Raw genomic sequence first — 26,321 nt, 5'->3', positions numbered from 1 at the left:
GTTTCGCAAGCAATAAGAGGCCAATCGCAGGATTTTTTTATTGATCTGGGTCAACGGTTACGTATTTTTGTTCTATTTTTACTTTATTGACACTTTTCGTTACTTAAGTTGATGTATTTGTATTTTGGTAATACGTATTTCGTTTCTTCGTTTGACATTTTTCGCTGCATGGATTGATATTCGCCGCAACGAAGCAGGACCCATCGATGCGAGCAGAAGATATCGAAAAACTGAAATGTCTGAACGTCTTCAGGGGGGTGAAGGAAAACACTCTCCAACGGGCAATAGCCCCCAGCTTCCTGCAATCATTCCCTGCAGGGACGATGCTCCTCGAGGAGAATAGGCCAGCAGATTTCCTCTACATCGTCCTCGACGGACTTGTGCAAATGTCGTCGTCTGCAGCTGGTGACGAGACGGTAATTGAAATCCTGGGACCTGTAAATCTGTTCATACTTGCGGCGGTACTAAACAACGACATTTGCCTTCAGTCCGCCAAGACGCTGACACCCGCGCGGATACTGATGATTCCAGCCACTCTCATTCGGGACCTGCTGGGAGAGGATCACGATTTCATGAAGGCTGTGGTGTTCGAGCTAGCAAGCGCCTATCGGCGAACGGTGAAGGAATTGAAGAACCAGAAGCTGCGCAGCGGCACGGAAAGGCTGGCCAACTGGCTGCTCAGGGAAGAGCGTGGCCAGGGTGGAGAAGGATGCCTGACCATCCCCTTCGAAAAGCGGGTGCTGGCCGCCTATCTCGGCATGACCGCGGAAAACCTGTCGCGCGGATTTTCGGCGTTGTCGGCTTACGGTGTGAATATCAAGGGGCTGCAGGTCGACATTGCCGATACCGGCAAGCTCACCGACTATGCCAGGCCCTCGCCCTTGATCGATGACGGTGAGCCACATTTTCCTGGGACATCGAGAAGCCTTGTGGACGGCTGAACCAGTGGGTTGCCGCCACGCCACCGGGTCCGGTGACGGCAAGGGTTAGTTTCGGATACCGGCCGCGGCCCGCCACAAGACAGCCGCGATGCACGCCCAGACGGCTGCCCGCAGCAGTCTCGCCCTGAGAGGGTGCATCTTATAGAGGCCGCCGCCTGCAACATGCACGCCGAAGGCAGCCAGTATCAGACCAGTCGCCGCAGCGATCGCAATGGGCAGCCAGACCGTCAAGCGGCGGCTGTGCAGAAGCCTAAAGCCGACCAGGACATAGAAAAATGCCCGCAACAGAAAGGAACGGAACTGCGGACGGGCACTCGTGCAGTCTCGCCGCCGAACAGTGCCGTACCTCTCGAAAAGATCGTCAACGGCCCTCAGCCTTCGTCCGCCTTGCCAAATCGTGCTCACGTCTTTCCCCTTCCTGGTCTTCCAGCCGACGACCGTCCAGATAGAAAAACAGTGGTTGCTCATCTGGTGGCGCCCGATGCAATCGGTGGAAAGCCCCGAACTACTCCGTGCTTCCGCTTCCAGGCGACTTCAAGGCGCACGACAGGGAGACTGCGCTTCCCGCTCGAACTGCGCCCAAGCGGGTTTCAAGCTAAACAGTCATTGACGCAGCTACTTCTGTCGACTCGCATATCCATACCGGGCTTATCGCGCGGCCCTCGGTCGACAGGGGCAAAGGGTCTCGCGAGATTTGCACTGGACTGGACCGGACCGGCAGAGCTAGCGCGGATCGCGACATAGTCGTCGAGTTCACTTCCCTCCAACGGCCGTCCGAACAGATAGCCCTGAGCGTAGTCACATCCGTGGGCGTGCAGGTAGGAGAGTTGGCGCTCGTTCTCCACACCTTCGGCCACCACTTGCAGATCGAGGCTGTGTGCGAGTCCAATGATCGCGCGCGAGATTGCGGCACTGTCCTGACTGGTTTCGATATCACCGACGAAGGATCGATCGATCTTCAGCCGATGCACCGGAAAGCGCTTGAGATGGATGAGTGAAGCATAACCGGTGCCGAAATCATCGAGCGCAATCCTGACGCCGAGCTGGACAAGTTGGTTGAGTGTCGGGGCGATCGTATCCACGGCTCCATCGAGCAGAACATTCTCGGTGATCTCCAGTTCAAGGCTGGATGGCGCGACCCGAAACCGCTTTAGCATCGCAGCGACCAGCGGCACAAAGCCGACCTGCTTCAGCTGTGCGGCCGCCACGTTTACGCCGATTGTGCCAAAGGCGAAGCCCGCCTTCTCCATGGCCTGGACCGAGGAGAGTGCCGTTTCCAGCATGAAGGTACCGAGCGGCACGATCGAACCAGTCTCTTCCGATACGGGGATGAACTCCCCAGGCGAAACCGGCCGGCCGTTGAGATTCCAGCGCGCAAGGGCCTCGAAGCCGACATGCCTGCCGTCGGCGAGCGAGACTTGCGGCTGAAGCGCAATGGCCAGCCGCCCGGCCGAAAGATCGCTCCGCAGCGCGACGGCCAGCCTTTCGCGCCGCTCCAGGGTCGAGCGTATGGTCTTGTCGAAGATGCGCCAGCCGCCACGGTTGGTGCCCTTCGCCTCATAGAGGGCGATGTCGGCGTTCTTCATCAGTTCATTGGGCGTATTGGCCTGATCGGGAAACAGGCTGACACCAAAACTGCAATTGGGAATAATGCTGTGCGATCCGATGGATACGGCCCCCGAAACGGTCTTGCGCACCCGGCTCATAAGCCGCTCGAGCGCCGCGTGACTGGCGATCCTCGGCAGGATGATGGCGAATTCATCTCCGCCGAGGCGGATGATTATGTCGCCTACGCGCAGCGCCATGCTGAACCGGGCGGCCACCGCCCTGAGTAGGGCATCTCCGGCGTCGTGGCCGAGCGTATCGTTTATCGACTTGAACTTGTCCAGGTCGGCAACCACCAGCGCGCCCATGTAACCACCGCGGCGGGCGCGGGCGCAGGCGCGCTGCAGGCTATCCGTAAGCACCGAGCGATTGTAGAGACCAGTAAGCGAATCGCGCTCTGCCTGTTCCTTGATGGTGAGTTCCGCCCGCTTCAGCTCGGTGATGTCGGTGCGCACTCCCACCGTGTTGCCGGACTCCGAACGCCGCTCACGCACCTGCAGCCAGCGGTCGTCGCGCAGGTGCTGGACTAACGGGCCGGCGGGCCGACGGAATTTGGCGAGGCGGGCGGCAAGATAGCTGGCGATGCCCTCCTCCATATCGTTCGAAAGCACGAACTGCCCACGCTCCAAGGCTAGTCTCATCAGGTCCTCGAACCGAGCGCCCGGAACAATATCCTGCGCGATCGTGTCGTGGAGTTCTCGATAGGCCCTGTTGCTGAGGATCAGACGCTCCTCTCGGTCGAAGGCAGCGACGCCGTCTGGAATGGTTTCGATGATGTCGCGGAGCAGAGTCTCTACGTGTTCGCGGCGTGCGTTCTCCGCGCTCAGGTGCGCTTCGGCCAGCTTGCGTTTGGTGATGTCGTAGCGGATGGAGACATAGCCGTCCATGCGACCAGCTTCGTTAAAATAGGGGACGATGGTTGTATCGACCCAGTACAGCGTACCATCCTTGGCGCGATTGCAGATCTCGCCGCGCCAGATCCTGCCGTCGGCGATAACGCGCCACATGGCCGTGAAGAACTCCGGCGGATGATGGCCAGAATTGACGATGTTGTGGTAGCGGCCAATTAGCTCATCCCGCCCGTAGCGGCTGATGCGACAGAAGGGTTCGTTGACGTGAGTGATCCGACCCCGGCGGTCGGTGATTGCCACGATCGCATGCTGGTCGAGCGCGGTCTTGTAGGCTTCCAGCAACCCAGTCATTGCATGGATCGGGCGAGTTATCTTTGTGACGACGATGAAGAAGGCCAAAGCACCAAGCGCCGCGGCGACAACCAGCAGGACAGAGCTCGCCACCAGATTCGTGAAGCCGCTCGCCGCGGCCTGGCTGGCATCGTTGCTGGTCGCCAAACCCGTCGCGTCGGAAAGGGCAAGGAGACTGTCTATGGCCTGGGTTGCCGCCGCCATCCACTCATCGCCATCAAGGGGATAGGGGCGCCCCTCGGCGCTGGCCTTGTAGACATTCTCTCGCAGTGTGCTGAAGTTGCCGAAAAACTCTGCCTTCGCCACCTCAATGGCGCGAAGCACCGCTGAATTGGCGAAGGCGCGGCCGGCATAGACCTCAACCGACACCCACGACTGTTCGAGCCGGCCGCGATATTCGGTGAGCGTGGCGAGGGTTTCGTCGTCGATGCGATCCTGGCGGACGATCATGCTTCCGAGCATCGCCCGTTCGCGGCCGGCATATTCGCTAACGACCCACAGCATCTGGCGCAGATCAAGCATGATCTGGGTGTGGACGAGTGCTGTCGGTGGCACTTCCTGGGCGGTGACGTGCAGGTTTTGCAGCGACATGATGAGCGCCGTGACAGTCGGCACCCACCGGTCCACAAGAGCACCATCCCGCGCCGAGCCGGAAAGCGAAAGCTGCCAGTCGACGTCGCGCCGGAGAGAAATGAGAGCGTCTCGGTTCTGGTGCACAGTGGCGATCAGGGCATCTTTGCCGGTGAAATCAGTTACGTCGCGCACCCTTTCCAGTGCCAAAACGAGTGCCGCGTCGCCGCGCTGGCGCAGTTCGGCAATCCGCGCAACCTTTTCCGAATCGGCGGCGGCGGGGGCCGCGAGTGCGGTGTTAGTAATGTCGCGCTCAATAGCGAGCAACTTGGCGCCGGTCAGAAAGAGACCACCAACTTCGGCATTGCGATGCATGATGTGCGCGCTGCGCATGGTGCCCCATGCCGAGAGCAGATTGGCGGAAGCAGCGAAGAGCAAGCTGACCACAAAAATCGCCACGATCGAGAGGAGCAGGACACGGATGGTCAGCGATATACGGCGTTCCTGCGCCGGCAAGACGCCGGATGTCCCATGAATCGTAGAAGCACTTTGGACGTTCACTGTACTTTCCTTCAACGGGCAGAGATTCGTGCTGCAGACTTGATGTGATGCTAGCGCTCACGTGAGCACCGCCACGGAGGAATGCAGGCATCATGCCGCCGCCAGACGAAGGAGGCATCCACATCAGTTCATCTTTTTTGATGAGCGATGAGGCAATAGTCGGATGGGAGCGGCAACGTGATGGCCGCCCCCAAACGATTCTTGTCCTCGGTACTCCCGCCAAACGAGCCGTCAGGCGGCCACTGCCGATCTTGCGTTGGGCACATGCGCTGCGGCAGGCCGTGTCACTGTGGACCCTTGTCCGAAGTGGAACCGGGCTAGCAGGCTGTTGAGGGCTCCTGCTTCCAGGGCGAGGCTGTGACTGGCGGCGGACGACTGCTCGACCATAGCCGCGTTCTGCTGGGCGCTCTGGTCCATTTGGTTAACTGCCTCGTTGATCTCGCCTAGGCCGACAGACTGTTCACGAGCCGCCTCGACGATGGCCACCACATGTCGGTTCACCTCCTGCACCTCGCTCACGATCAACCGCAGGGCGTTGCCGGTCTCGCCGACAAGCGAGACCCCCGACTGCACCTGCCCGGCAGAGCTCGTGATCAGGGCCTTGATTTCCTGTGCGGCATTTGCAGAGCGCTGGGCCAGTTCCCGCACCTCCTGCGCAACCACTGCAAATCCCTTGCCCGCATCGCCGGCGCGAGCCGCTTCGACCCCGGCGTTCAGGGCCAGAAGGTTTGTCTGGAAGGCAATATTGTCGATGACCGCGATGATGTTGGTGATCGCGTGCGATGAAGCCTCGATGGCACCCATAGCGGCCACAGCTTGTTCGACTATGACGCCAGAGCGCTCCGCCTGCTCACGGGTGCGAGACACGAGCGTGCCGGCCTCTCCTGCCCTGCGGCTGGTGTCGCGGACAGCGGTCGTGATCTGTTCGATAGCGGCCGCTGTTTCCTCGACCGAGGCGGCCTGCATTTCCGTGCGTCTGGCCAGATCGTCCGCCGCAGCGCGGATCTGTTCGGAACCGGCGTAGATGGCCGAGGCATTGTCACCGACTGATCGCAACGCGTCTTCCAGTTTGGCCGCGGACTCATTGAAGTCGAGGCGAAGTTTGTCGAGACCATCGGCGAACGGCGTATCGATACGATAGCCGACATCACCTTTCGCCAACTCGCCGAGAGCCGTAGCAAGCGCATCAGTTGCCTCCTTCAGCTTCTGCGCTTCGGCTGCCCTTTGTGCCTCCCGTTCACGTCGCTCCTGTTCGCTCAGTTCGCGACTGTCCAGGGCCTCGGCCTCCAGACGACGATTGTTAATCGCGGCCTCGCGGAATACCTCAACTGCGCGGGCCATCTGCCCGACCTCGTCTCCACGCTCCACCGAGGGAATGGACGCCTCCAGATCACCGTCGGCCAGGCGGGACATCGTCGCGGTCAGGGACTGGATCGGGTTTGCCACGCGGTAAGCAACAACCCAGAATGCGAAACCGCCCAGAACAAGCGTCACTACAAGAACGGCGGCACTAATCATGACGCTGTCTCGACCGTCATTCTCGATCAGATGCGTGTAGTTCGCTGTGGCTTCGCCGATCGTCGCGGAGAGAAGCAAAAGACTGTCGATGCCCTTCGTGGCCGCGGCAATCCATTGATCCGCGCTGAGGGGATAGATCTCATGACCGGTACCGGCAGCATACACGCGTTCCCGGACCTCTTCAAAACTGCCGAAATAGCTAGCCTCTGCTCCACGGATTGCCGTAAGAACCAACGGATTGGCAAATTCGCGCTTTTCATAGGCCTTGATCTGCGCCCATGCCTGTTCCACCCGGCCGTGGTATTCGGATAGAGTCGAAAGCGTCCCGGAATCAAACTTGGCGTCGCGTGCAATCATGCCGCCAATCATCGCCCGCTCGCGTCCTGCGTATTCGCTGATCACCCACATGGCCTGCCTCAGGTCCAACATGATCTGTGTTCGTGCCAGCGCTGATGACGGCACGACCTGAGCTGCGGTGCGCAATTCCTGCGAGCTCATGATCAATGTCGTGACCGTCGGCACCCATTTGGCCGAAACGGACGCATCTCGCGCCGATGATTCCGATGCAAGCTGTGCATCGACTGCTAGGCGCAGCGACTGCAGGCCTTGGTAATCCCCCGTCACCTTGGAAATCAGGGCTTCCTTTGCAGGGAAATCGGAGGCCGAGCGGACTTCGTCCAATGCTGCGTTGAGTGCGCCTTGGCTGCGCTCGCGTAGTTTTTGGATCTCCGCCAGCACTTGAGGGTCCGCCTTGAGTGGCGCGGCCAAGGCCGCGTTGGTCAAGCCCCGCTCCGCCGCGAGCGCTCCTGCACTCTCGAGGAAGAGGCTTCCCACACTATTATTGGCACGCATCGTCTGGGCCGTGCGCATGCTGTTCAGCGCCGTGCTCATGCTGACAAGGGAAAATCCGAGCAGGCCGAGCATGAATGCGGCAACGATGAGAAGGAGCGTGCTGCGAATGCCGCGCGAGGATTTTCGAGCTTTGCGGGGGCCGTCGGCCCGAAGAATAGCGCCCGATGTTTGGCGCGTGGTTGTAATAATAGACATAGGAATACCTCCCAGTATCCAGGATCTGTGGACGAAGAATCATATCTGTGGGTTTAGTAATCGAGGGGGGGCCGCCCCGCGTTGCGGTTCAAAGGCTAGCGGGGGAAGTACACGGCCATGGCCGCCGGCGGGGCACCGGTTGAGACGATGGCGGAGCTGCCGCAAATCGGTTCAGCGGCGAATATCTGCGGGTCGCAGTTTGCGACACCGCCATGTTCTGGCGTTCACAAGAACGGAAATGCTTGGGCAGTTTTTCCACGTGCGCCTCCCCGTATGCGGCATGGCGATGCTATGCCGCAAGACGCTACTTGATGATTAAATGCCACCGCTGCACTCGGTGGGAAACCGAACTAATTCGTAGAAAAACCCTACAAACATAGGGTTAAGCATCGCTTAACGTGAATATCCGATATGCGTAATTATTATGCATATGCCCGCTTTTTGTAGCACTCTACAGACGGCCAGCGCATGAACGCGAAATGCGCATCAGTTCTGCCCAACATATTTTCGCCACGAGTGCTTCTCACGGAAGCCGAGGATCTCGCGCACCTTGCGATTCGAAAGCAGGCTCTCATACTCGCCGATAGGACGCGTGATCTCGACGCCCGGATAGAAACGGTCGATCAACTCCTGCGTCGGCAGGTCGGAGGATGTCTCGTCGTTGGCGGCGTTGAATATCTCGAAACCCAGCCCGTCCTTGTGGACAGCAAGATCGATGATCTGTCCAAGATCGCGCGCGTCGATGTAGCTCCAGGCGATCCGCTTGCGGAAACCGGGATCGGCGAACCATTTCGGGAAGAGTTCGTATTCGTGCGGCTCGATCACATTGCCGATGCGAATAGCGTAGATGTCCGCCCCGGACCGCAAGGCGAAAGCCTGTCCGGTCTTCTCGTTGCAGATCTTCGACAGGGCATAGCTGTCCATCGGATCGACGGGATAGTCCTCTTCCAGCGGGAAATGCACCGGATCGCGGGGCTCGTTGGCGAAGACCAGACCGTAGGTCGTCTCCGAGGAGGCGATGATCACCTTCTTGATCCCGAGCTTCACCGCAGCCTCGATGACGTTGTAGGTCCCCATCGTGTTGATGCGGAATACCTCGTTGTCCGGTGTGATCATAATCCGCGGGATCGCCGCGAAATGGACGACAGCGTCCACAGGCTGGGCCCTCAGCGAGGGGTCGAATTCATGCAGACCCATATAGCTCGAAAATGCGTTGAAGACCTGCCCGCTGTCCGTGATGTCGGTGATCAGCGTGCGGACCTTGGGATTATCGAGCGGCTTGGTGTCGATATTCAGGACCTGATGACCCTGGTCGACGAGGTATTGAACGACATGCTTTCCAGCTTTGCCGCTGCCACCGGTAAACATTATGCGTTTGCTCATCTCATGCTCCATTACTGCTGATATTGCTGTTGCGGATGTTGCGCTGCCTGACCGGGTTCAGCCCGTCGCCGCCAACATCACGTTTTCCTGATTGGCTTCCTGATGGGTGAAACCACCGCTGATCCGCCCCTCCTTGAGGACAATGACCCGGTCGCTGATCGCGAGGATTTCCGGCAGGTCCGACGACACCACAATGATCGACATGCCTTCCTCAGCCAGCTTGTTGAGCAGCGCGTGGACTTCGGCTTTCGCACCGACGTCAATGCCACGGGTCGGTTCGTCGACGATCAGGATGCGCGGCCTGCGGGCAACCCACTTGGCGATGATCACCTTCTGCTGATTGCCGCCCGAAAGATTGACAACCTTCTGCTCCGGGCTGGGCGTCTTAATCCCGAGCGACTGGATGAATTCCCGGCACCGCTTCGTTTCGCGGCCGCGATCGACGAAATCCAGGCGGCAATAATCCGCAAGGTGGGTGAGGCTGAAGTTTTCACGGACCGACATGCCCAGTACCAGACCTTGCGCCTTGCGGTCCTCCGTGACGAAGCCCAATCCCTCGCGGATGGCGACTGAAGGGTCGGTGATCTTGACCGTCTTTCCGTCGATGCGGATCTCGCCGACATAGGCTCGGCTGCCGAAAATCATCTCCATGATCTCCGTGCGGCCGGCACCGATAAGGCCGAAGAAGCCGAGAATTTCCCCTTTATGCAGATTGAAACTGACGTCACTGACGCGAGCCGAATGATGGGTCGGCCGGTACATGCTCAGATTGCGCACCGACAGAAGGACTTCATCGGTCGCATGGGAAACATGTTCGCCGAAGAATTGCGACAGCTCGCGATCGACCATTTTGCGCACCAGCAGATCACGGGTCATCTCCGCAATGGGACGCGAATCCACGGTTTCGCCGTCCCGCATCACGGTCACCGTATCGGCAATCTCAAAGATTTCTTCCAGGCGGTGCGAAATGTAGACGATGCCGATACCCTGCGCGGCGAGCTTCTTGACCATGCGCATGAGGACCGTGGCCTCGTGATGGCTGAGCGATGCGGTCGGTTCGTCCATGATAATGAGCTTCGACTGATAGGAGATCGCCCGCGCGATCTCGACCATCTGTTTCTGCCCGATGCTCAGATCGCCGACCAGCATTGCCGGATTGAGCTTCATGTCGAGCTCGGCGAGAACGGCTGCTGCTGCCGCATTCATCTTTCGCCGGTCGATCAGACCGGCCATGTTCAATGGTTCCCGGGCAAGGAAGATGTTCTCCGCGATCGAGAGATTGTCGACCACCGCGAGCTCCTGGTAGATGATGGTTATTCCCAGGGATCTGGCATGCACAGGATCGGAGATCACGACTTCCTGGTCTTCGACCTCGATCCTGCCGCCAGGATCGCAACGCAGCACGCCGGTCATGATCTTCATCAGCGTGCTTTTTCCCGCTCCGTTCTCGCCGGCGACGGCATGGACCTGGCCCCGATAGAGGGTGAGATCAACCCCGTTCAACGCCTTCACGCCTGGGAAGGTTTTTGAAATATTGTGCATTTCAAGAAAAGGGGTCATCGTCCGCTCGCATCCTGGCCCAGTCGAGAGGGGTGCGGAAGCACAGTGGCTCCCGCACCCGCCTATTGCAGGTCTTACTTCGTGTAGCTTCCGAGATTCTCGGCAGTTACGACTGTGACGCCCGTATCGACATCGGCCGGGCTCTTCTCTTCGCCGGTGATCTGGGCCACCAGATGCTCGACGGCCAGACGTCCCATCGTCACCGGACGCTGGACCATGATGCCGTCGATGAAGCCGTCCTTGACGCCCTTGATCGTATCCGGCAGGTCATCGAAGGCGAACACCTTCAGCACGCCCTTGCGGTCAGCGAATTCCTTTTCGGCAAGCACCTTGGCGACTGCGGGACCGCCGACCTGGCTGATGCCGAAGATGCCCTTGAGATCCGGATTGGCGCGAAGCAACGCTTCGGTCACCGAGACACCGCGGGCAAGGTCGTCTTCGGTGCCTTCGGTAGCGGCGATCGTGATCTTCGGATACGCTTCCAGTGCCTTCTTCACGCCGGCGATGCGTTCGTTCAGGTTCGATGCACCCAGCTGACCGGTCACGATGGCAACCTTGCCCTCGCCTCCGATGGCCTCTGCCATCGCCTTGCCCATGGTTTCGCCAGCGGCTTGGTTGATCGTGCCGATATACATGCTACGGCCGCTGTTTGCGCTGTCGCTGTCGAAAGTCAGAACGGAAATGCCGGCATCGACAGCCTGCTTGATGATGCCTTCGACGGACTTCGGCTCGTTCACCGAAATTGCGATGCCGTCTACGTGACGAGCGATCAGATCCTCGATGATCTTGACCTGGGTCGAGCCCTGGGTGTTCTGCGGAACAACCCACTGATACTTGACGCCGAGCTTGTCGGCAGCTTCCTGCGCACCGGTGTTGCAGTCGTCAAAGAACGGAACGGCAACTTTCGGAACGACGGCGACGGTGATGTCGGCCTTGTCCTTGGCGAAAGCGGCGCCGGTTGCCAGAAGCGACATCGTCAAGATCGCCGCGCGAGCGGAATTGAAAATTACACGCATGAAATCCTCCTCCTCAGCAAGCTCTCCTCGAGCCTGGATTCTTCGTGATTAGATTAGACGTTACGCCATGCTCATTCTTCTCGTTTCAGTTCTTTCCTCCCATGATTCTGCTCCGCAGCACGTCCAGGCTGACGGCGATCAAGATCACTCCGCCAGTGATGGCCTGTTGCGCGTAGGTATTGATGTTGAGAAGCACAACACCGTTGGCGATCACGCCGACAAGCGCCGCACCAATGACCGCGCCAGTTACGCTCCCCGCACCGCCGGCAAGGCTTGCTCCGCCGATCGCGGCCGCGGCGATGACATCGAGTTCCGACCCGAAACCCGAAGCCGGCTCGGCCGAAAGGTAGCGGGAAAACCCGATCACCCCGGCCAATGCAGCGATGGTGGAAGACAGGACATAGACAGACAGCTTGACGCGATCGACCTTGACGCCGCTCAGGCGCGCGGCGTGCTCGTTGCCGCCGGTAGCGTAGACATGCCGGCCAAAGCGGGTACGGCGCATGATCACCGCGAAGATCAGCATCAGCACGACCATGATGATGACTGGCACCGGCACGGGCCCGAGGTAGCCCTGGCCAAGGATCGCGAAGGCTTCCGGCGTTTCCGGCGTGACCGGCACGCCGCGGGTGATCATGTACATCAGGCCACGCCCGATGCTCAGCGTTCCGAGCGTGGCGATAAACGGCGGCAGGCCGATGAAGGTGATGAGCAGACCATTACATAGCCCGAAAACAAGACCGACGCCGAGGCCCGCCGCGATGCAGACCCCAGTGGGATAGCCCATGCTGAAGCAAAGGGCGGTCACCAGCGAGGCAAGGCCCATCGCGGAGCCGACCGACAGATCGATCCCGCCTGTGATGATGACCATGACCATGCCGATGCTCATGATCGCGGTCAGCGAAAACGCCCGGAACACGCCCATGAGATTGTTCGTCGTCAAGAAGTAGGGCGTATAGAGACTGATCAGTGCGCCGACCACGACCAGGGCGATCAGGACGTTGAATTCGCGCACCTGGAACAATCTGCCGGCTTCTGCCAGCAGACGGGAATGCAGCGATCCGGGTGCATTGTGGTCCTGATCGGTCGCGAGCATGTCTCATTCCTCCCAAATGTTGTTCCGATGCGCCGCCACCTCGATTCGAGGCGCTCCTCAACGCCGCAGGGCCACCTCCGACACCCCTCCCGGCAAGGAAAAGAGGCTAAGGCGGCCAGCGAGTGGCAGCGCTGTCATTCTCTGTTTCAAGTGGCCTGTTTTGTCAACAGGCTTTTTATCTCATGCAGATTGCCGCAGTTCGGGTGCAGATTCCCGCAATTGCAGAGCAATCCGAATTAACGGCGCTCAAGATCGCGTAGAATGGATATTGCTTTCGTCTGTATAGCAAACATAGTATGGCAGCGCTACCACACGAAAACCCCTGTTTCCCGCAATCGCCGGAGAGAAGATCAGGCTTGGAGACCGAACGCATGACCGCCTCGACAGCCGAAACCATGTCCATTGCCATGATCCACACGGTCGCCGGTCTGGTTCCGACCCTGGATGCGCTTGCCAGGCGCGAGCTGCCCAGCTGCGAGCCCTTCAACATTCTCGACGAGAGCCTGCTGAGAAACACCATCCGCGAGGGAAGCCTGTCGAAGACGACGATGCGGCGCCTGACGCAATATGTATGGTCGGCGGTCGACGGTGGGGCGGAAGCCGTTGTCGTCACCTGTTCCTCCCTCGGTCCTGCCGTTGACGCGGCACGGCCGCTCTGCCCGGTACCGCTCTTCCGCATCGACGAGGGCATGGCGCTGCAAGCGGTGTCGCGCGCCTCGCGGATCGGCGTTCTGGCGACATTGTCGACGACGCTCGGCCCTACCGGGGCAATCATTAGACGCTGTGCGGCCGAAACCGGCCGAACGGGCTGCCAGGTCACGGAAATGCTATGCGAGGGGGCTTTCCAGCGTCTCTCAGGCGGCGACCGCGAGGGTCACGATGCGATGGTGATCGAGGGGTTCCGACGCCTGGCACCCCAGGTCGACCTGGTCGTCCTCGCCCAAGCCTCGATGGCAAACGCGCTTGTGCCCCTTGGTCCCGAACCGGACGGCATACCCGTTCTGACGAGCCCGGAGCTCGGCCTGCGCCATGTCAGGAACCTGCTTTTTGGCGGAAATCCGCGTTAATGAGGTGACCGGCCTTTGCCGTCATCCCGAACACAGTATCAACCCTGCCGGGATCCCGTCCCGAACAGCCTCAATTCAAGGAGAAAGCCATGGAATATCGACAACTCGGCCGCTCGGGTCTCAAAGTCTCAGCGGTGAGCATGGGCACGTTTTCGTTCGGTGGAAAGGGCGATTTCGCCATGGTCGCGAGCCAAGGCGTCAAGGAGGCGCAAAGGCTGGTCGATACCTGTATCGAGGGCGGCATCAACCTGTTCGACACGGCCAACATGTATTCCGCAGGACGCTCCGAGGAGATTCTTGGCGAGGTCATCGAGGGACGCCGCGACAAGATACTGATCTCCAGCAAGGCGCGGATGCGCATCGGCGACGGCCCCAATGACGAGGGCGTGTCGCGCTATCATCTGATCCGCGAATGCGAACGTAGCCTGAAGCGCCTGCGCACCGATCACATCGACGTCTATTTCATGCACGAATGGGACGGGCTGGTCCCAGCGGAGGAGATGCTGTCGGCACTGGATGCCTTGGTGAACCAGGGCAAGGTCCGCTATATCGGCTGCTCGAACTATTCCGGCTGGCACATCATGAAGGTGCTGGGCGTCGCGGACATCAAGAACTATCCGCGCTTCGCCACACAGCAGATCCACTACACGCTCGAGGCGCGCGAGGCCGAGTACGAACTCCTGCCGATCTCTGTCGATCAGGGACTGGGCGTCATGGTCTGGAGCCCGCTTGCCGCCGGCCTGCTTTCGGGCGCGTTCCGCCGCGATCGGAAGCCTGTGGATTCCCGCCAGGCCGCCGGCTGGAGCGAGCCTCCCATCCGCGACGAGAACCGTCTGTGGAATATCGTTGACGTCCTGGTCGAGATCGCCGACGGACGTGGCGTGACGCCGGCCCAGGTCGCGCTGGCTTGGACATTGTCGCGGCCGGCTATCGCATCCGTCGTCGTCGGCGGCCTGAGCGAGCAGCATTTCAGGGACAATATCGCCGCGGCCGATTTGAAGCTGACGGCCCAGGAACTGGAACGGCTGAACGCAGTCAGCCGTCTTCCCTACATCTACCCCTATTGGCACCAGCACAATTTCGCGAAGGAGCGCTTCTGCGCGGGCGACTGGGCGCTGCATCAAAACTATGAGGATCTGGGGAAGGTCTGAGCAAGAAAGGCGGGTCGCAGACCCGCCTTCAAGTCCCGTCGGATCAGCCGGCAAACGCCTTCAGCCAGCCAAGCCCGGCGACGGTTTCGCCCGCCGGACGGTATTCGCAGCCGACATAGCCGCCATATCCGAGCGCATCCAGTTCCCGCAGAACCCGGAAATCGTCGAGCTCGCCGGTCCCCGGTTCATGGCGTGAAGGCACCGATGCGATCTGCACGTGCCCGGTAATCGGCATCAACTCCCGCAGGCCGCGGATCACGTCGCCATGGATGATCTGCCGATGGTAGATGTCGAACTGCAGCTTCAGATTGGGGTGACCAAGATCGGCGATGAGGTCCGCAGCAAAATTGAAATCGTTGAGAAAATAATTCGGCATGTCATGCGGATTGATCGGCTCGATGAGCACGTCGAGACCCGCCTCTCCGGCCCTGTCGCAAGCAAGAGCGAGCGAAGCGCGATAGGTATCGCGGGACTTGGCGTCCGAGCGGTCTGCAAGGCCACTCATCACGTGCAACCGTCCGACGCCAGTGGCACTGGCATAGCGCAAGGCCGTCTCGACGGATTGGCGGAATTCCGCCTCCCTCCCTGCCAGCGCCGCGAGCCCCCGTTCGCCGGCAGCCCAGTTTCCGGGCGGAAGATTGAACAGGGCCTGGGTCAATCCGCAAGTTTCCAGCCGCTGGCGGATGACATCCGGTTCGAATTCATAGGGAAAGAGGAACTCGACCGCCTTGAAGCCCACAGCCGCCGCGGCCGCGAACCGGTCAAGAAAGCCGGTCTCGTTAAACATCATCGTCAGGTTTGCAGCAAACCGAGGCATGGTCAGAGCGTCCCTGGCGCTTCTGGCAAGGTCAGTCCGCTCACCTGCGCCAGCAGGCGGGCGACCGAGGCGTCGTCGTCACGGCCCATTCCAGCAGCGGACGTCATGATAAACATCTGCAGCGCCGTCGAGGCGATCGAGAGCGGGAATTTCAGGTTTCGACCGATATCCGAGACGATGCCCAGATCCTTGGTGAAGATGTCGATCGCGCTCCGCGGCGCGTAGTCGCCGTCGAGAATGTGCGGAACACGGTTTTCGAACATCCAGGAATTGCCGGCCGATGCCGTGATCACTTCGTAGACCTTGTCGATGTCCAGGCCCAGGGCCTTCGCGAAGGTGATGGCCTCGCAGGCGGCGGCGATATGAACGCCGGCTAGGAGCTGGTTGACGATCTTGAAGGAGGCGCCGATACCGGCGCGATCTCCCAGTTCGTATACCTTTTGCGCGATCGCATCGAGCACCGGGCGGACCTTGTCGAAGGCCTCCGGACGGCCCGACCCCATGATGGTCAACTCGCCGGCCGCAGCCCTGCCGGCACCGCCGCTGATTGGGGCATCGATATAGCCGAGCCCAAGCGCTTCCACGCGCTCTTCCAGACTGCGGGCCATGTCCGGCCCCATCGTCGCGAAGGAGAGCACGACGCCACCCTTCATCATCGCCGTGGCAGCCCCCTCGTCGCCGAACAGGACGGCCTCCGTCTGGGCTGCGTTCACCACGACCGTGATGACGACATCCGTACCTCTGGCAGCTTCCGCCGGATTTCCGATGGCTTTTCCGCCCGAGGCGACAAAACGCTTCATGGCGTCCTCACTGACGTCGCAGCCGATCGTTTCAAAGCCGCCGCGCAGCAGTGAAGTCGCCACGCCCATGCCCATCGATCCCAGTCCGACGACGCAGACCTTCAAACCCGTTTGCTTGCTCATGTCAGCCACCAACCTTCCGATCCATCGTACGCTTACCGCTCCGCAGGTGCTTGCTTTTCCCTTCTCGGAAAAGTAATGATAGCGTTGCCACAACATGGTTAGCCTATCCGCGAATTCCATTGCAAGCCCTTATTTTCGTCTGGAGATCAAGGACTTCGAGAGCTTTGCGGAGGGCGGGCTCGCGAGTATCGAGCCGCAACCGAAAAAGGAAGAAAGACGTGCTGATTGGCGCTGTTGCCGACGACATCACCGGGGCCACGGACCTGTGCCTCATGCTTTCACGCGAAGGCATGCGCACGATCCAGGTGATCGGCGTGCCCGGCGACGATATAGAGTTTTCCGGAGCGGACGCGGTTGTCGTGGCGCTCAAATCGCGCACGATACCGGCAACCGAAGCCGTCGAAATGTCGCTGGCGTCCGCTCGCGTCCTTCTGGCCGCGGGCGCCGAGCAACTCATCTTCAAATACTGCTCGACATTCGATTCGACGGATGCCGGCAATATCGGCCCTGTCGCCGAAGCGCTGCAGGATCTGACCGGCACGCCGCTAACGATTGCCTGCCCGTCCTTTCCGGCCGCCGGGCGGACGGTCTACAAGGGTCACCTCTTTGTCGGCGACAGACTGCTGTCGGAAAGCCCGCTCAAGGATCACCCGCTGACCCCCATGCGTGATCCAGACCTTGTTCGCGTGCTCCAGCGCCAATGCAGCCGGCCAGTGGGTCTTGTTCAGGCCGATATCATTTCCCGAGGTCCGGAAGCATTGAAGGCTGGCTTCGCCGAACAATACGCCGCCGGCAAACGCATCCTGATCGTCGACACGCTGACCGACGCCGACCTCAGGGTGATCGGCAAGGCCTGCGCCGGAATGAGGCTTGTCACCGGTGGTTCCGGCGTTGCTATGGGACTGCCCGAAAATTTCAGGCAGACGAAGGGGTTCACGCCGCCCGCTAAAATGGCGCGAATGGCGGCTCCTTCCGGCCGTGCGGCAATTCTTGCCGGCTCGTGTTCTGCGGCGACACGCGGCCAGATCGAAGTGGCGGAGGCCGCCGGCCTGCCTGTGTTGCAGCTAGACATCGCAGCCGTTGCGGGGGGCCGTCAGACGGCCGCCGATCTCGCCGACTGGGCAATCCAATCGGCGGGCGATCGGCCGGCATTGATCTATTCGAGTGCCGGTCCCGACGAATTGGCCAAGATCCAATCGCTTATGGGACGCCATGAGTCCGGAGCCCTGGTGGAAAGGACGCTGGCTGAGGTTGCACTCCGCCTGCTGAAAGCCGGTTTTTCCCGCTTTCTGATTGCCGGCGGAGAGACTTCGGGCGCAATCGTCGAAGCGCTCGGCGTTAAGGTCCTGCTGATCGGGCCGGAAATCGACCCGGGCGTGCCCTGGACGCGCAGCATTTCGGGGCCGGATCTTGCGCTGGCGCTCAAATCCGGAAATTTCGGCGCGAGAGATTTTTTCCTGAAGGCTTGGGACCTGCTCGAAATGGAGACCGAGAATGCATGACGTCAACCGTCTTCGTGACGAAATCTGCCGGGTCGGGCAATCCCTGTTCCAAAGGGGCCTCACCTCCGGTTCGACCGGCAACATCTCTGCCCGCACACCAGACGGTGGTTGGTTGATGACCCCGACCAACGTCTCTATGGGCACCCTCGACCCGGCCCGACTGTCCCTGTTCGACGCCGATGGGCGTTTCGTATCGGGAGACGCGCCGACCAAGGAGGCCTTCCTGCATTTCTCCATGTATGGCGAGCGCGCCGACGCCGGTGCGGTCGTGCACCTCCATTCCAGCCACTCGACCGCCGTCAGCATCATGGCTGACATCGATCCCGAGGACGTGCTGCCGCCGCTGACCGCCTACTACGTCATGCGCGTTGGCCGCCTGCCGCTCGTGCCCTACTTCGCGCCGGGCGACCAGGCGCTCGCCGAAGCGGTGCGCAGCCTCGCCGGTCGGCACCACGCCATGCTGCTTGCCAATCACGGCCCTGTGGTCGCCGGTACCAGTCTCGCCAATGCACAGTATGCCGCCGAAGAGCTCGAAGAGACCGCCAAGCTTTTCCTGATGCTGCAAAACCACGCCAAACGCGTCCTCACACCCGAGCAGGTGGCGGATCTGCGCCGACGCTTCAACCTTGAATAATGCAGCTGACCTCCGTCAGCGACCTCGATTTTCGAACAATTCCGCAGGAGAAAACAATGAACACGATGGCAAATGAAACGGTCGGCTTTGTCGGCGTCGGCCTTATGGGCCATGGCATAGCCAAGAACATCGTCGAGAAGGGCTATCCGTTGACCGTCATCGCCCATCGGAACCGCAAGCCGATCGAGGATCTCGTCTCGCGCGGCGCGACCGAAGCCAAGTCTCTGGAGGAACTCGCGGCAGCGTCGACGATCGTCTTTCTCTGCCTCACCAGTTCGAGGGAGGTCGAGTCGGTCGTCAACAGCATGATGCCGAAACTCGCCCAAGGATCGGTGGTGGTCGACTGCTCGACCGGCGATCCGAGTGTCACCGCCCGCTTGGCGGACGAACTGAAGGCGCAGGGCGTCCATTTTGCCGATGCCCCGCTCAGCCGCACACCAAAGGAAGCCTGGGAAGGCACGCTTGACGCAATGGTCGGTGCCGATGACGCGATCTTCGCAAGAATTCGACCCGTCATCGACACCTGGGCCGGCAAGATCGTTCACATCGGCGGTATAGCCGATGGCCATCGCATGAAATTGCTGAATAATTTCATAGCCCTTGGCATGGGTGCACTGTTCGCGGAGGCGCTCGCCCTGTCACGCAAGGTGGGAATTTCCGTCGATCGGTTCGACAGCGTGATCCGTGGCGGCCGAATGGACAGTGGTTTCTATCAGACCTTCATGGGTTATGTCCTCGAAGGAAACCGGGAGGCTCACCGTTTCACGCTGTCCAACGCCTACAAGGATCTCAAATATCTTGAATCCATGGCCAACGCAGCGACGGTCGCGACACCGCTCGCCAGTGCGGCCAAGAACTCGTATGCAATGGCAGTCGCTGTCGGCGGCGATGGGCCTGAGGACTATGTGCCGCATCTCGCCGACTTCATTGCCAAGCTCAATGGTCTCGACCGGAAGTAGACTTGCGTCTTTGATACAAGATCGACTGGGCCCGGCCATTGATCCGATGCCGTCAACAGCCTTTCGGCTGGCAGGATTACTCCGCCGGCCGAATTCGGGGTGCCCGTGCCCCGGTTTAGGTGGCCGCTGGGTTCAGGACAGCGAGGTCAGGAGATGATGTTGGAACCGGAGGGCAGAAATCAGAATAGAGAATTTGGCCGGGCCTCGGCTGGCAGTTGCGAGGTGATGTCGTGGACGATCCTCCTGCCTTCTCCGGACAGCCTTTGGCTCGCCCCTTTCGCCATCAGCAGGAGCCTCGGCGTCACCGTCTCGATTTCTCTTCTGGCGATATCCGCCGGTTCGGCACTCGGCGTTCTCGTCCTTGCCGGCTACTCCGGCTCCGCCATGGTCGGGATCGATCTCGGCCCGTTTTCCGCCGGGATCATGGCGCTTGCCGTCTTCGGGGAGATCGCCCGGCGCGGCCTGCAGGCGAGATCGCGCTGATCCCGCCCAATCGCGGGAACGCCGCCTGGCGAAGATTGTCGAAGCATGTGGCGCCACAGGTTTGAAATCAATATTCGACCGATATGCTTCGCAGCACAGGACGACTTAGTATATTGGTTCTCGACGCTGTGGTTGAAACGGCCGGCAGTTTTTTTGTTGATTGGGAGCGGATCCAGGAAGAATGGGAGAAGGTATGGGACCAAGGCTGCGCCTGCCGGACAGGAAGAGCAAGGTGACTGTCAAGGAGGTGGCTCAACGTGCCGGCGTTGGTGAATCGACAGTGTCGCGCATCATGCGCAACAAGGGACCGGTCGCCGAGGAAACGCGCAAAAGGGTCATGGAGGCGGTTCGCGCCACCGGTTATGTACCTAACAGAATTGCCGGTTCTCTAGCCTCGCTCGATTCCCATCTTGTTGGCGTCGTCATTCCGTCTCTGTCCAACATCGTTTTTCCCGAAGTGCTTCAGGGTATCCACGCAGCACTGTGGGAGAGCGAGAACCAGCCCGTAATTAGCGTCACCGAATATGACATCGAGCGCGAGGAAGCGGTCGTGAGAGGGCTTTTGTCCTGGCAGCCGAGCGCGATCCTGATTGCCGGTTTCGACCACACCGAGGCAACGCGCCGGATGCTCATCCAGAGCGATATCCGGGTCGTGGAGATGATGGATATCGATGCCGTGCCGATCGACATCGCGGTTGGAATGTCGCATCGCCGCGCCGGCTACGCCACAGGGCGGTATCTGGTCGGGCGGGGCTATCGCCGCTTCGGCTATGCCGGCCATGACTGGAATACGGACCGGCGCGCGCGCTTGCGCTATGAGGGGTTTGTCGACGCCCTTCGCGATGCGGGCCTGACAATTACGGCGGAAGCCATAGCGGAAGCGCCGAGTTCCGTCGGCGTCGGCAAGGAGATGACCGCGCTCCTGTGCGCTCATGAGCAGATGCTGGATGTCATCGTGTATTCCAACGACGATATGGCGGTCGGCGGTATCTTCCACTGTATGGGTGCGAGCATTACCATTCCCGATCAGCTCGCCATTTTCGGCTTTAACGGCCTTGATATCGGCCGAGAACTGCCCCAACCGCTTTCGACCATCCGCTCGAATCGCTTCCTTATCGGTCAAACAGCGGTGGAAAAGGCCTTCGAATCGCCGCAACGCCCCCCCGAGCCCTCCGTGGTCGACACTGGGTTCGAGGTTTTTGCCGGTGCGACTGCCTAACGCTACCTGTTGATTATGGGATGGCCCGCCCTTCCGAGGACATCGAGTATGATGTCCTTCTCTTGAAGGGAAAGGAGCCGAGCCATGCATATTTCCATTTTGGGTATCGACATCGGGAAGAACAGCTGCAGCGTTGTTGGGGTGGATGACCGCGGCGCTGTGGTTGTCCGTCGAACGATGCGGCGACAGACATTGATCGAATTCGTCGAGAAGCTGCCAACCTGCGTTATCGCGATGGAGGCTTGCTGTGGGGCTCACCATCTTGGCCGGCTCTTTGCCGCGAGAGGTCATGAGATCCGGCTGATGTCGCCGGAATATGTCCGCCCATATGTAAAAGCACAGAAGAATGATGACAGAGATGCCGAGGGCATTGCTGAGGCTGCATCTCGCCCGACGATGCGGTTTGTCGAACTGAAGAGTGACCTGAGACCCACTTTCCCTCCAGTTTTCGGGAGAGTCTTGGGTTTTTAATCTGGCCTCATGCGGCCTGTTTTTCCATAGCCATTTTCATTGCGAACTCGCTGGGGGTGATATTGCCCAGCGACGAGTGGGGTCTGCTCCTGTTGTAATCCTCCTTCCATGCGTTGATGGCGGCTCGGGCCTGAGTGAGCGACGAGAACAGGGTCTCGTTGAGGCACTCGTCACGGAAGCTGCCGTTGAAGCTTTCGACGAAGCCGTTCTGCATCGGCTTGCCTGGGGCGATGTAGTGCCATTCGACCTTTGCTTCCTGGCACCATTTGAGGATGGCCATACTGGTCATCTCCGTGCCGTTGTCCGAGACAATCGTCCTCGGCTTTCCCCGTCTGGCGATGAGACTATCCAGTTCGCGGGCAAGCCGTGCCCCCGACAGGGATGTGTCGGCGACCAGGCACAGGCATTCACGGGTGAAGTCGTCGACCACCGCCAGCACCCGAAAGCGACGACCGTCGGTGAAGGCATCGCTGACGAAGTCCAGGCTCCAGCGCTCGCCCGGACGCGACGGCAGAGCCAAAGGACGTCTCGTCCCCAAGGCCCGCTTTCGGCCGCCGCGCTTGCGCACCGTCAGCTTCTCCTCGCGATAGAGACGTCGAAGCTTCTTCAGGTTCATGACCATCCCCTGCCGGTCGAGCATCACGTGGATACGGCGATAGCCGAAGCGACGACGCTCGGACGCCACCTTCTTCATCGCCTCGCGGATGGACGCATCGTCCGGCCGCACGCTCCGATATCGCATGCTCGAACGATCCACCGATAGAACCTCGCACGCCCGACGCTGGCTCACCCCGTGCTGCGCACAGACGTGAGCCACCGCATTCCGCTTCACATCGGGCGTCACCATTTTTTTGCAGCGACATCCTTCAGGATCGCATTGTCCAGCATGGCCTCGGCGAGCAGCTTCTTCAGCTTGGCGTTCTCGTCCTCGAGCGCCTTCAGCTTGCGGGCATCGGACACGTCCATGCCGCCGTACTTCGCCTTGTATTTGTAGAAGGTTGCATCCGAGATGCCGTGCCTGCGGCAGACATCGACTGTCTTCGCGCCCGCCGCCTGCTCCTTCAATATTCCGATGATCTGTTCTTCCGTGAACCGTGAACGCTTCATTCGTCCGTCTCCTTGATGTGACGGACTCTACCAAATTCTGGAGGAAGTTCAGGGTCTCAGGTCACAGGGCAAGATCGCCATCAGGCACTGGACGAGGCAGATAATTGACAGTGCCACGGCTGAAGCCGAGGAGCTTCGCCTGTGCGCTGGCCTGCTTCCCTGCCAGCTTAGGCCGGCTTAAACGGCAAAAACCGCCCGGGTTAGACCGAGGCGGTTATTGATTTATGTTTGAACTGGTTGCGGGGGCAGGATTTGAACCTGCGGCCTTCAGGTTATGAGCCTGACGAGCTACCGGGCTGCTCCACCCCGCGTTATTGTTCGAGCGCCGGTCATTGGCCGGTTTTATGTTTTGCCGGTCCTCGAAGGCTTTTGCCTTCTGCGGGTCGGCTGGGGGTGCTCCACCCCGCGTTATTGTATGAATGCAAAAAGGCCGCTTGATGCGGCCCTTTGGTTTCGGCAGGGCCGATTGGTTGTGATGAGAAGATGTTTGTTTTGCGCTTAGCAGACCTGGCAGCGACCTACTCTCCCGCGTCTTGAGACGAAGTACCATTGGCGCTGGGGCGTTTCACGGCCGTGTTCGGAATGGGAACGGGTGCGGCCGCCCCGCCATGACCACCAGGTCGGCTAAGGGCAAAACATTGAGAAGCTGGTAGAGGCTTTCGCCTCGTTTGTCTTTTGTGAACACGTCTTTTTTCTTCTGATCGGGCGTCGGAGCGAAGCTCCGCAAGGCCAAGCGGCCGTCGCACCTGATGGTGCGGCCCGTCCGGAGCGAAGCGGCAAAGCCACGACAGCGTCAGGACAGAAGAACAGCATCATCATCGCGCCTTGAGGCGCGCTGATGAGCATGGTCAATGAGAACGATCAAGCCAATCGAGCTATTAGTACCGGTAAGCTTCATGCATTACTGCACTTCCACACCCGGCCTATCAACGTGGTCGTCTTCCACGGCTCTGATAGGGAACACTCGTTTTCAGGTTGGTTTCCCGCTTAGATGCCTTCAGCGGTTATCCATTCCATATATAGCTACCCTGCTATGCCGTTGGCACGACAACAGGTCCACCAGAGATATGTCCATCCCGGTCCTCTCGTACTAGGGACAGATCCTGTCAATATTCCTACACCCACGGCAGATAGGGACCGAACTGTCTCACGACGTTCTGAACCCAGCTCACGTACCGCTTTAATTGGCGAACAGCCAAACCCTTGGGACCTGCTCCAGCCCCAGGATGCGATGAGCCGACATCGAGGTGCCAAACAACCCCGTCGATATGGACTCTTGGGGGTCATCAGCCTGTTATCCCCGGCGTACCTTTTATCCGTTGAGCGATGGCCCTTCCACGCGGGACCACCGGATCACTATGACCGACTTTCGTCTCTGCTCGACTTGTCAGTCTCGCAGTCAGGCGGGCTTATGCCATTGCACTCGACGACCGATTTCCGACCGGTCTGAGCCCACCATCGCGCGCCTCCGTTACTCTTTCGGAGGCGACCGCCCCAGTCAAACTACCCACCATACACTGTCCCGGATCCGGATAACGGACCGCGGTTAGACATCCATGACGATAAGGGTGGTATTTCAAGGATGGCTCCACAGAAACTGGCGTCCCTGCTTCAAAGCCTACCACCTATCCTACACATGCCGACACGAATGCCAGTGTAAAGCTATAGTAAAGGTGCACGGGGTCTTTCCGTCTGACCGCAGGAACCCCGCATCTTCACGGGGAATTCAATTTCACTGAGTCTATGCTGGAGACAGCGGGGAAGTCGTTACGCCATTCGTGCAGGTCGGAACTTACCCGACAAGGAATTTCGCTACCTTAGGACCGTTATAGTTACGGCCGCCGTTTACTGGGGCTTCGATTCAAAGCTTGCACCTCTCCTCTTAACCTTCCAGCACCGGGCAGGCGTCAGACCCTATACGTCGTCTTGCGACTTCGCAGAGCCCTGTGTTTTTGATAAACAGTCGCTACCCCCTGGTCTGTGCCACCCTCACATACTTGCGTACATAAGGGTCACGCTTCTTCCGAAGTTACGCGTGCAATTTGCCGAGTTCCTTCAGCATAGTTCTCTCAAGCGCCTTGGTATACTCTACCTGACCACCTGTGTCGGTTTCGGGTACGGTCTATAGGGTGGAGCTATTTCCTGGAACCGCTCCACCGCACATTCAATCCAATAAGAATGTACGATTTGTGCGATCCGTCACTACCACCAGGCCCACGAATATTAACGTGGTTCCCATCGACTACGCATTTCTGCCTCATCTTAGGGGCCGGCTAACCCTGCTCAGATTAACTTTAAGCAGGAACCCTTGGTCTTTCGGCGAGGGAGTCTCTCACTCCCTTTATCGTTACTCATGTCAACATTCGCACTTCCGATACCTCCAGGGCCCCTCACAGGTACCCCTTCACAGGCTTACGGAACGCTCCGCTACCACACGTCTTGCGACGTATCCTCAGCTTCGGTGCATGGCTTTAGCCCCGTTACATTTTCGGCGCAAAGACCCTTATTTAGACCAGTGAGCTGTTACGCTTTCTTTAAATGATGGCTGCTTCTAAGCCAACATCCTGGTTGTTTTGGGATCCTCACATCCTTTCCCACTTAGCCATGACTTGGGGACCTTAGCTGGAGGTCAGGGTTGTTGCCCTCTTCACGACGGACGTTAGCACCCGCCGTGTGTCTGCCGACTAGTACTCCTCGGTATTCGGAGTTTGGTTAGGATCAGTAAGACGGTGAGTCCCCATAGCCCATCCAGTGCTCTACCCCCGAGGGTATTCGGTCGACGCACTACCTAAATAGTTTTCGCGGAGAACCAGCTATTTCCGAGTTTGATTGGCCTTTCACCCCTAGCCACAAGTCATCCCAATCTATTGCAACAGATGCGGGTTCGGTCCTCCAGTTGGTGTTACCCAACCTTCAACCTGCTCATGGCTAGATCACTCGGTTTCGGGTCTAATGCAACTAACTATGGTCGCCCTATTCAGACTCGCTTTCGCTGCGCCTACACCTACCGGCTTAAGCTTGCTAGTTACACTAAGTCGTTGACCCATTATACAAAAGGTACGCCGTCAGGCTTGCGCCCTCCGACTGTTTGTAGGCAACCGGTTTCAGGTTCTATTTCACTCCCCTTGTCGGGGTGCTTTTCACCTTTCCCTCACGGTACTTGTTCGCTATCGGTCATGCACGAGTACTTAGGCTTGGAGAGTGGTCTCCCCATGTTCAGACAGGATTTCACGTGTCCCGCCCTACTCTAGGACATCAAGTGTTCTACGCGTACGGGGCTGTCACCCACTATGGCCGCACTTTCCAGAGCGTTCCGCTTTATTCCTTGATGCCACTGGCCTGGTCCGCGTTCGCTCGCCACTACTTGCGGAGTCTCGGTTGATGTCCTTTCCTGCAGGTACTTAGATGTTTCAGTTCCCTGCGTTCGCTTCTTACACCCTATTTTATTCAGGTGCAGATACCTTATTAACAATGCTTGGAAACCCAAGC

Annotated in this window: 16 protein-coding genes, 1 tRNA gene, 2 rRNA genes and 3 pseudogenes (1 of these 22 only partly in view); 9 read left to right on the top strand and 13 right to left on the bottom strand. The window is 59.5% G+C overall.

Annotated elements, in window-relative coordinates:
• Positions 1-206 precede the first annotated feature (206 nt).
• Positions 207-941 carry a cyclic nucleotide-binding domain-containing protein gene (locus AC07Y0_RS24265; protein WP_498680146.1) on the top strand — a complete coding sequence of 245 codons (735 nt, stop codon included), beginning with the start codon at positions 207-209 and terminating at the stop codon, positions 939-941.
• A gap of 590 nt (positions 942-1,531) precedes the next feature.
• Here AC07Y0_RS24265 and AC07Y0_RS24260 read toward each other — a convergent pair.
• The 7 genes and pseudogenes from AC07Y0_RS24260 to AC07Y0_RS24230 form a co-directional block, all read right to left on the bottom strand.
• The gene (locus AC07Y0_RS24260; RefSeq protein WP_498680145.1) at positions 1,532-4,879 is read right to left on the bottom strand and encodes an EAL domain-containing protein; all 3,348 of its coding nucleotides are present in this window, start codon (positions 4,877-4,879) and stop codon (positions 1,532-1,534) included.
• 231 nt (positions 4,880-5,110) lie between these two features.
• Entirely contained in the window at positions 5,111-7,444 is a 2,334-nt protein-coding gene (locus AC07Y0_RS24255; protein ID WP_498680144.1) for a methyl-accepting chemotaxis protein, read from the bottom strand.
• 486 nt (positions 7,445-7,930) lie between these two features.
• Positions 7,931-8,827 carry an NAD-dependent epimerase/dehydratase family protein gene (locus AC07Y0_RS24250; protein WP_498680143.1) on the bottom strand — a complete coding sequence of 299 codons (897 nt, stop codon included), beginning with the start codon at positions 8,825-8,827 and terminating at the stop codon, positions 7,931-7,933.
• Between the two features lie 57 nt (positions 8,828-8,884).
• Complete coding sequence (locus AC07Y0_RS24245; protein ID WP_498680331.1) at positions 8,885-9,892, bottom strand: sugar ABC transporter ATP-binding protein; 1,008 nt, start codon at positions 9,890-9,892, stop codon at positions 8,885-8,887.
• A gap of 42 nt (positions 9,893-9,934) precedes the next feature.
• Positions 9,935-10,369 (bottom strand): annotated as a pseudogene (locus AC07Y0_RS24240) (ATP-binding cassette domain-containing protein); the annotation flags it as partial.
• A gap of 92 nt (positions 10,370-10,461) precedes the next feature.
• Positions 10,462-11,403, bottom strand: a complete 942-nt coding sequence (locus AC07Y0_RS24235; RefSeq protein ID WP_498680142.1) for a sugar-binding protein — start codon at positions 11,401-11,403, stop codon at positions 10,462-10,464.
• A gap of 85 nt (positions 11,404-11,488) precedes the next feature.
• A complete protein-coding gene (locus AC07Y0_RS24230) occupies positions 11,489-12,499 on the bottom strand; it encodes an ABC transporter permease (RefSeq protein WP_498680141.1) in 1,011 nt (336 codons plus the stop codon).
• Positions 12,500-12,870: 371 nt separating this feature from the next.
• On the opposite strand from AC07Y0_RS24230, the gene AC07Y0_RS24225 reads away from it, so the two are divergent.
• Both AC07Y0_RS24225 and AC07Y0_RS24220 read left to right on the top strand, forming a co-directional pair.
• A complete protein-coding gene (locus tag AC07Y0_RS24225; protein WP_498680140.1) occupies positions 12,871-13,566 on the top strand; it encodes an aspartate/glutamate racemase family protein in 696 nt (231 codons plus the stop codon).
• An 89-nt stretch (positions 13,567-13,655) separates the two neighbouring features.
• Positions 13,656-14,717, top strand: a complete 1,062-nt coding sequence (locus AC07Y0_RS24220) for an aldo/keto reductase (RefSeq protein ID WP_498680139.1) — start codon at positions 13,656-13,658, stop codon at positions 14,715-14,717.
• 43 nt (positions 14,718-14,760) lie between these two features.
• Here the strand turns inward: AC07Y0_RS24220 and otnI are convergent, their stop codons facing one another.
• Together otnI and ltnD are read right to left on the bottom strand one after the other, a co-directional pair.
• Positions 14,761-15,534, bottom strand: a complete 774-nt coding sequence (otnI, locus tag AC07Y0_RS24215) for a 2-oxo-tetronate isomerase (RefSeq protein WP_498680138.1) — start codon at positions 15,532-15,534, stop codon at positions 14,761-14,763.
• Positions 15,535-15,536: 2 nt separating this feature from the next.
• On the bottom strand, positions 15,537-16,457 hold the full coding sequence (gene ltnD, locus AC07Y0_RS24210; protein WP_498680137.1) for an L-threonate dehydrogenase: 921 nt from the start codon (positions 16,455-16,457) through the stop codon (positions 15,537-15,539).
• 50 nt (positions 16,458-16,507) lie between these two features.
• Between ltnD and otnK the strand changes: the two genes are divergently transcribed.
• The 6 genes and pseudogenes from otnK to AC07Y0_RS24180 form a co-directional block, all read left to right on the top strand.
• Complete coding sequence (otnK, locus tag AC07Y0_RS24205; protein WP_498680136.1) at positions 16,508-17,959, top strand: 3-oxo-tetronate kinase; 1,452 nt, start codon at positions 16,508-16,510, stop codon at positions 17,957-17,959.
• Positions 17,952-18,593, top strand: a complete 642-nt coding sequence (otnC, locus tag AC07Y0_RS24200) for a 3-oxo-tetronate 4-phosphate decarboxylase (RefSeq protein ID WP_498680135.1) — start codon at positions 17,952-17,954, stop codon at positions 18,591-18,593. Before otnK ends, otnC begins: the two co-directional genes overlap by 8 nt.
• A gap of 56 nt (positions 18,594-18,649) precedes the next feature.
• A complete protein-coding gene (locus tag AC07Y0_RS24195) occupies positions 18,650-19,552 on the top strand; it encodes an NAD(P)-dependent oxidoreductase (protein ID WP_498680134.1) in 903 nt (300 codons plus the stop codon).
• A gap of 225 nt (positions 19,553-19,777) precedes the next feature.
• Positions 19,778-20,023, top strand: a pseudogene (locus tag AC07Y0_RS24190) (amino acid ABC transporter permease); the annotation flags it as partial.
• 205 nt (positions 20,024-20,228) lie between these two features.
• Positions 20,229-21,254, top strand: coding sequence for a LacI family DNA-binding transcriptional regulator (locus AC07Y0_RS24185; protein WP_498680133.1), 1,026 nt, complete (start codon positions 20,229-20,231; stop codon positions 21,252-21,254).
• Between the two features lie 84 nt (positions 21,255-21,338).
• Positions 21,339-21,677, top strand: a pseudogene (locus AC07Y0_RS24180) (IS110 family transposase); the annotation flags it as partial.
• Positions 21,678-21,732: 55 nt separating this feature from the next.
• Here AC07Y0_RS24180 and AC07Y0_RS24175 read toward each other — a convergent pair.
• The 4 genes from AC07Y0_RS24175 to AC07Y0_RS24160 all read right to left on the bottom strand — a co-directional run.
• Positions 21,733-22,832, bottom strand: a protein-coding gene (locus AC07Y0_RS24175; protein ID WP_498680132.1) for an IS3 family transposase whose coding sequence is annotated in 2 segments (ribosomal slippage) — positions 21,733-22,580 and positions 22,580-22,832 — 1,101 coding nt in all. Because the reading frame shifts where the segments join, the coding sequence is not laid out codon by codon here.
• A 234-nt stretch (positions 22,833-23,066) separates the two neighbouring features.
• Positions 23,067-23,143, bottom strand: a tRNA-Met gene (locus AC07Y0_RS24170).
• Between the two features lie 194 nt (positions 23,144-23,337).
• A 5S ribosomal RNA gene (rrf, locus tag AC07Y0_RS24165) occupies positions 23,338-23,452 on the bottom strand.
• A 237-nt stretch (positions 23,453-23,689) separates the two neighbouring features.
• Positions 23,690-26,321 (bottom strand): 23S ribosomal RNA (locus AC07Y0_RS24160) (it continues 170 nt past the right edge of the window).

The sequence above is a fragment of the Allorhizobium sp. GW101-3B10 genome, from assembly GCF_059424725.1.
Note: the sequence above shows the minus strand (reverse complement) of the source record. Positions and strands in the feature narration are given on the sequence as shown.

Bases quoted from the DNA above. Each gene is read 5' to 3' on its own strand.
- ltnD (WP_498680137.1), bottom strand. From the start codon at position 16,457: ATGAGCAAGCAAACGGGTTTGAAGGTCTGCGTCGTCGGACTGGGATCG.
- AC07Y0_RS24225 (WP_498680140.1), top strand. From the start codon at position 12,871: ATGACCGCCTCGACAGCCGAAACCATGTCCATTGCCATGATCCACACG.
- AC07Y0_RS24245 (WP_498680331.1), bottom strand. From the start codon at position 9,892: ATGGACGAACCGACCGCATCGCTCAGCCATCACGAGGCCACGGTCCTC.
- otnC (WP_498680135.1), top strand. From the start codon at position 17,952: ATGCATGACGTCAACCGTCTTCGTGACGAAATCTGCCGGGTCGGGCAA.
- AC07Y0_RS24220 (WP_498680139.1), top strand. From the start codon at position 13,656: ATGGAATATCGACAACTCGGCCGCTCGGGTCTCAAAGTCTCAGCGGTG.
- AC07Y0_RS24255 (WP_498680144.1), bottom strand. From the start codon at position 7,444: ATGTCTATTATTACAACCACGCGCCAAACATCGGGCGCTATTCTTCGG.
- AC07Y0_RS24265 (WP_498680146.1), top strand. From the start codon at position 207: ATGCGAGCAGAAGATATCGAAAAACTGAAATGTCTGAACGTCTTCAGG.
- AC07Y0_RS24185 (WP_498680133.1), top strand. From the start codon at position 20,229: ATGGGACCAAGGCTGCGCCTGCCGGACAGGAAGAGCAAGGTGACTGTC.
- AC07Y0_RS24250 (WP_498680143.1), bottom strand. From the start codon at position 8,827: ATGAGCAAACGCATAATGTTTACCGGTGGCAGCGGCAAAGCTGGAAAG.
- AC07Y0_RS24230 (WP_498680141.1), bottom strand. From the start codon at position 12,499: ATGCTCGCGACCGATCAGGACCACAATGCACCCGGATCGCTGCATTCC.
- AC07Y0_RS24235 (WP_498680142.1), bottom strand. From the start codon at position 11,403: ATGCGTGTAATTTTCAATTCCGCTCGCGCGGCGATCTTGACGATGTCG.
- otnI (WP_498680138.1), bottom strand. From the start codon at position 15,534: ATGCCTCGGTTTGCTGCAAACCTGACGATGATGTTTAACGAGACCGGC.
- AC07Y0_RS24195 (WP_498680134.1), top strand. From the start codon at position 18,650: ATGAACACGATGGCAAATGAAACGGTCGGCTTTGTCGGCGTCGGCCTT.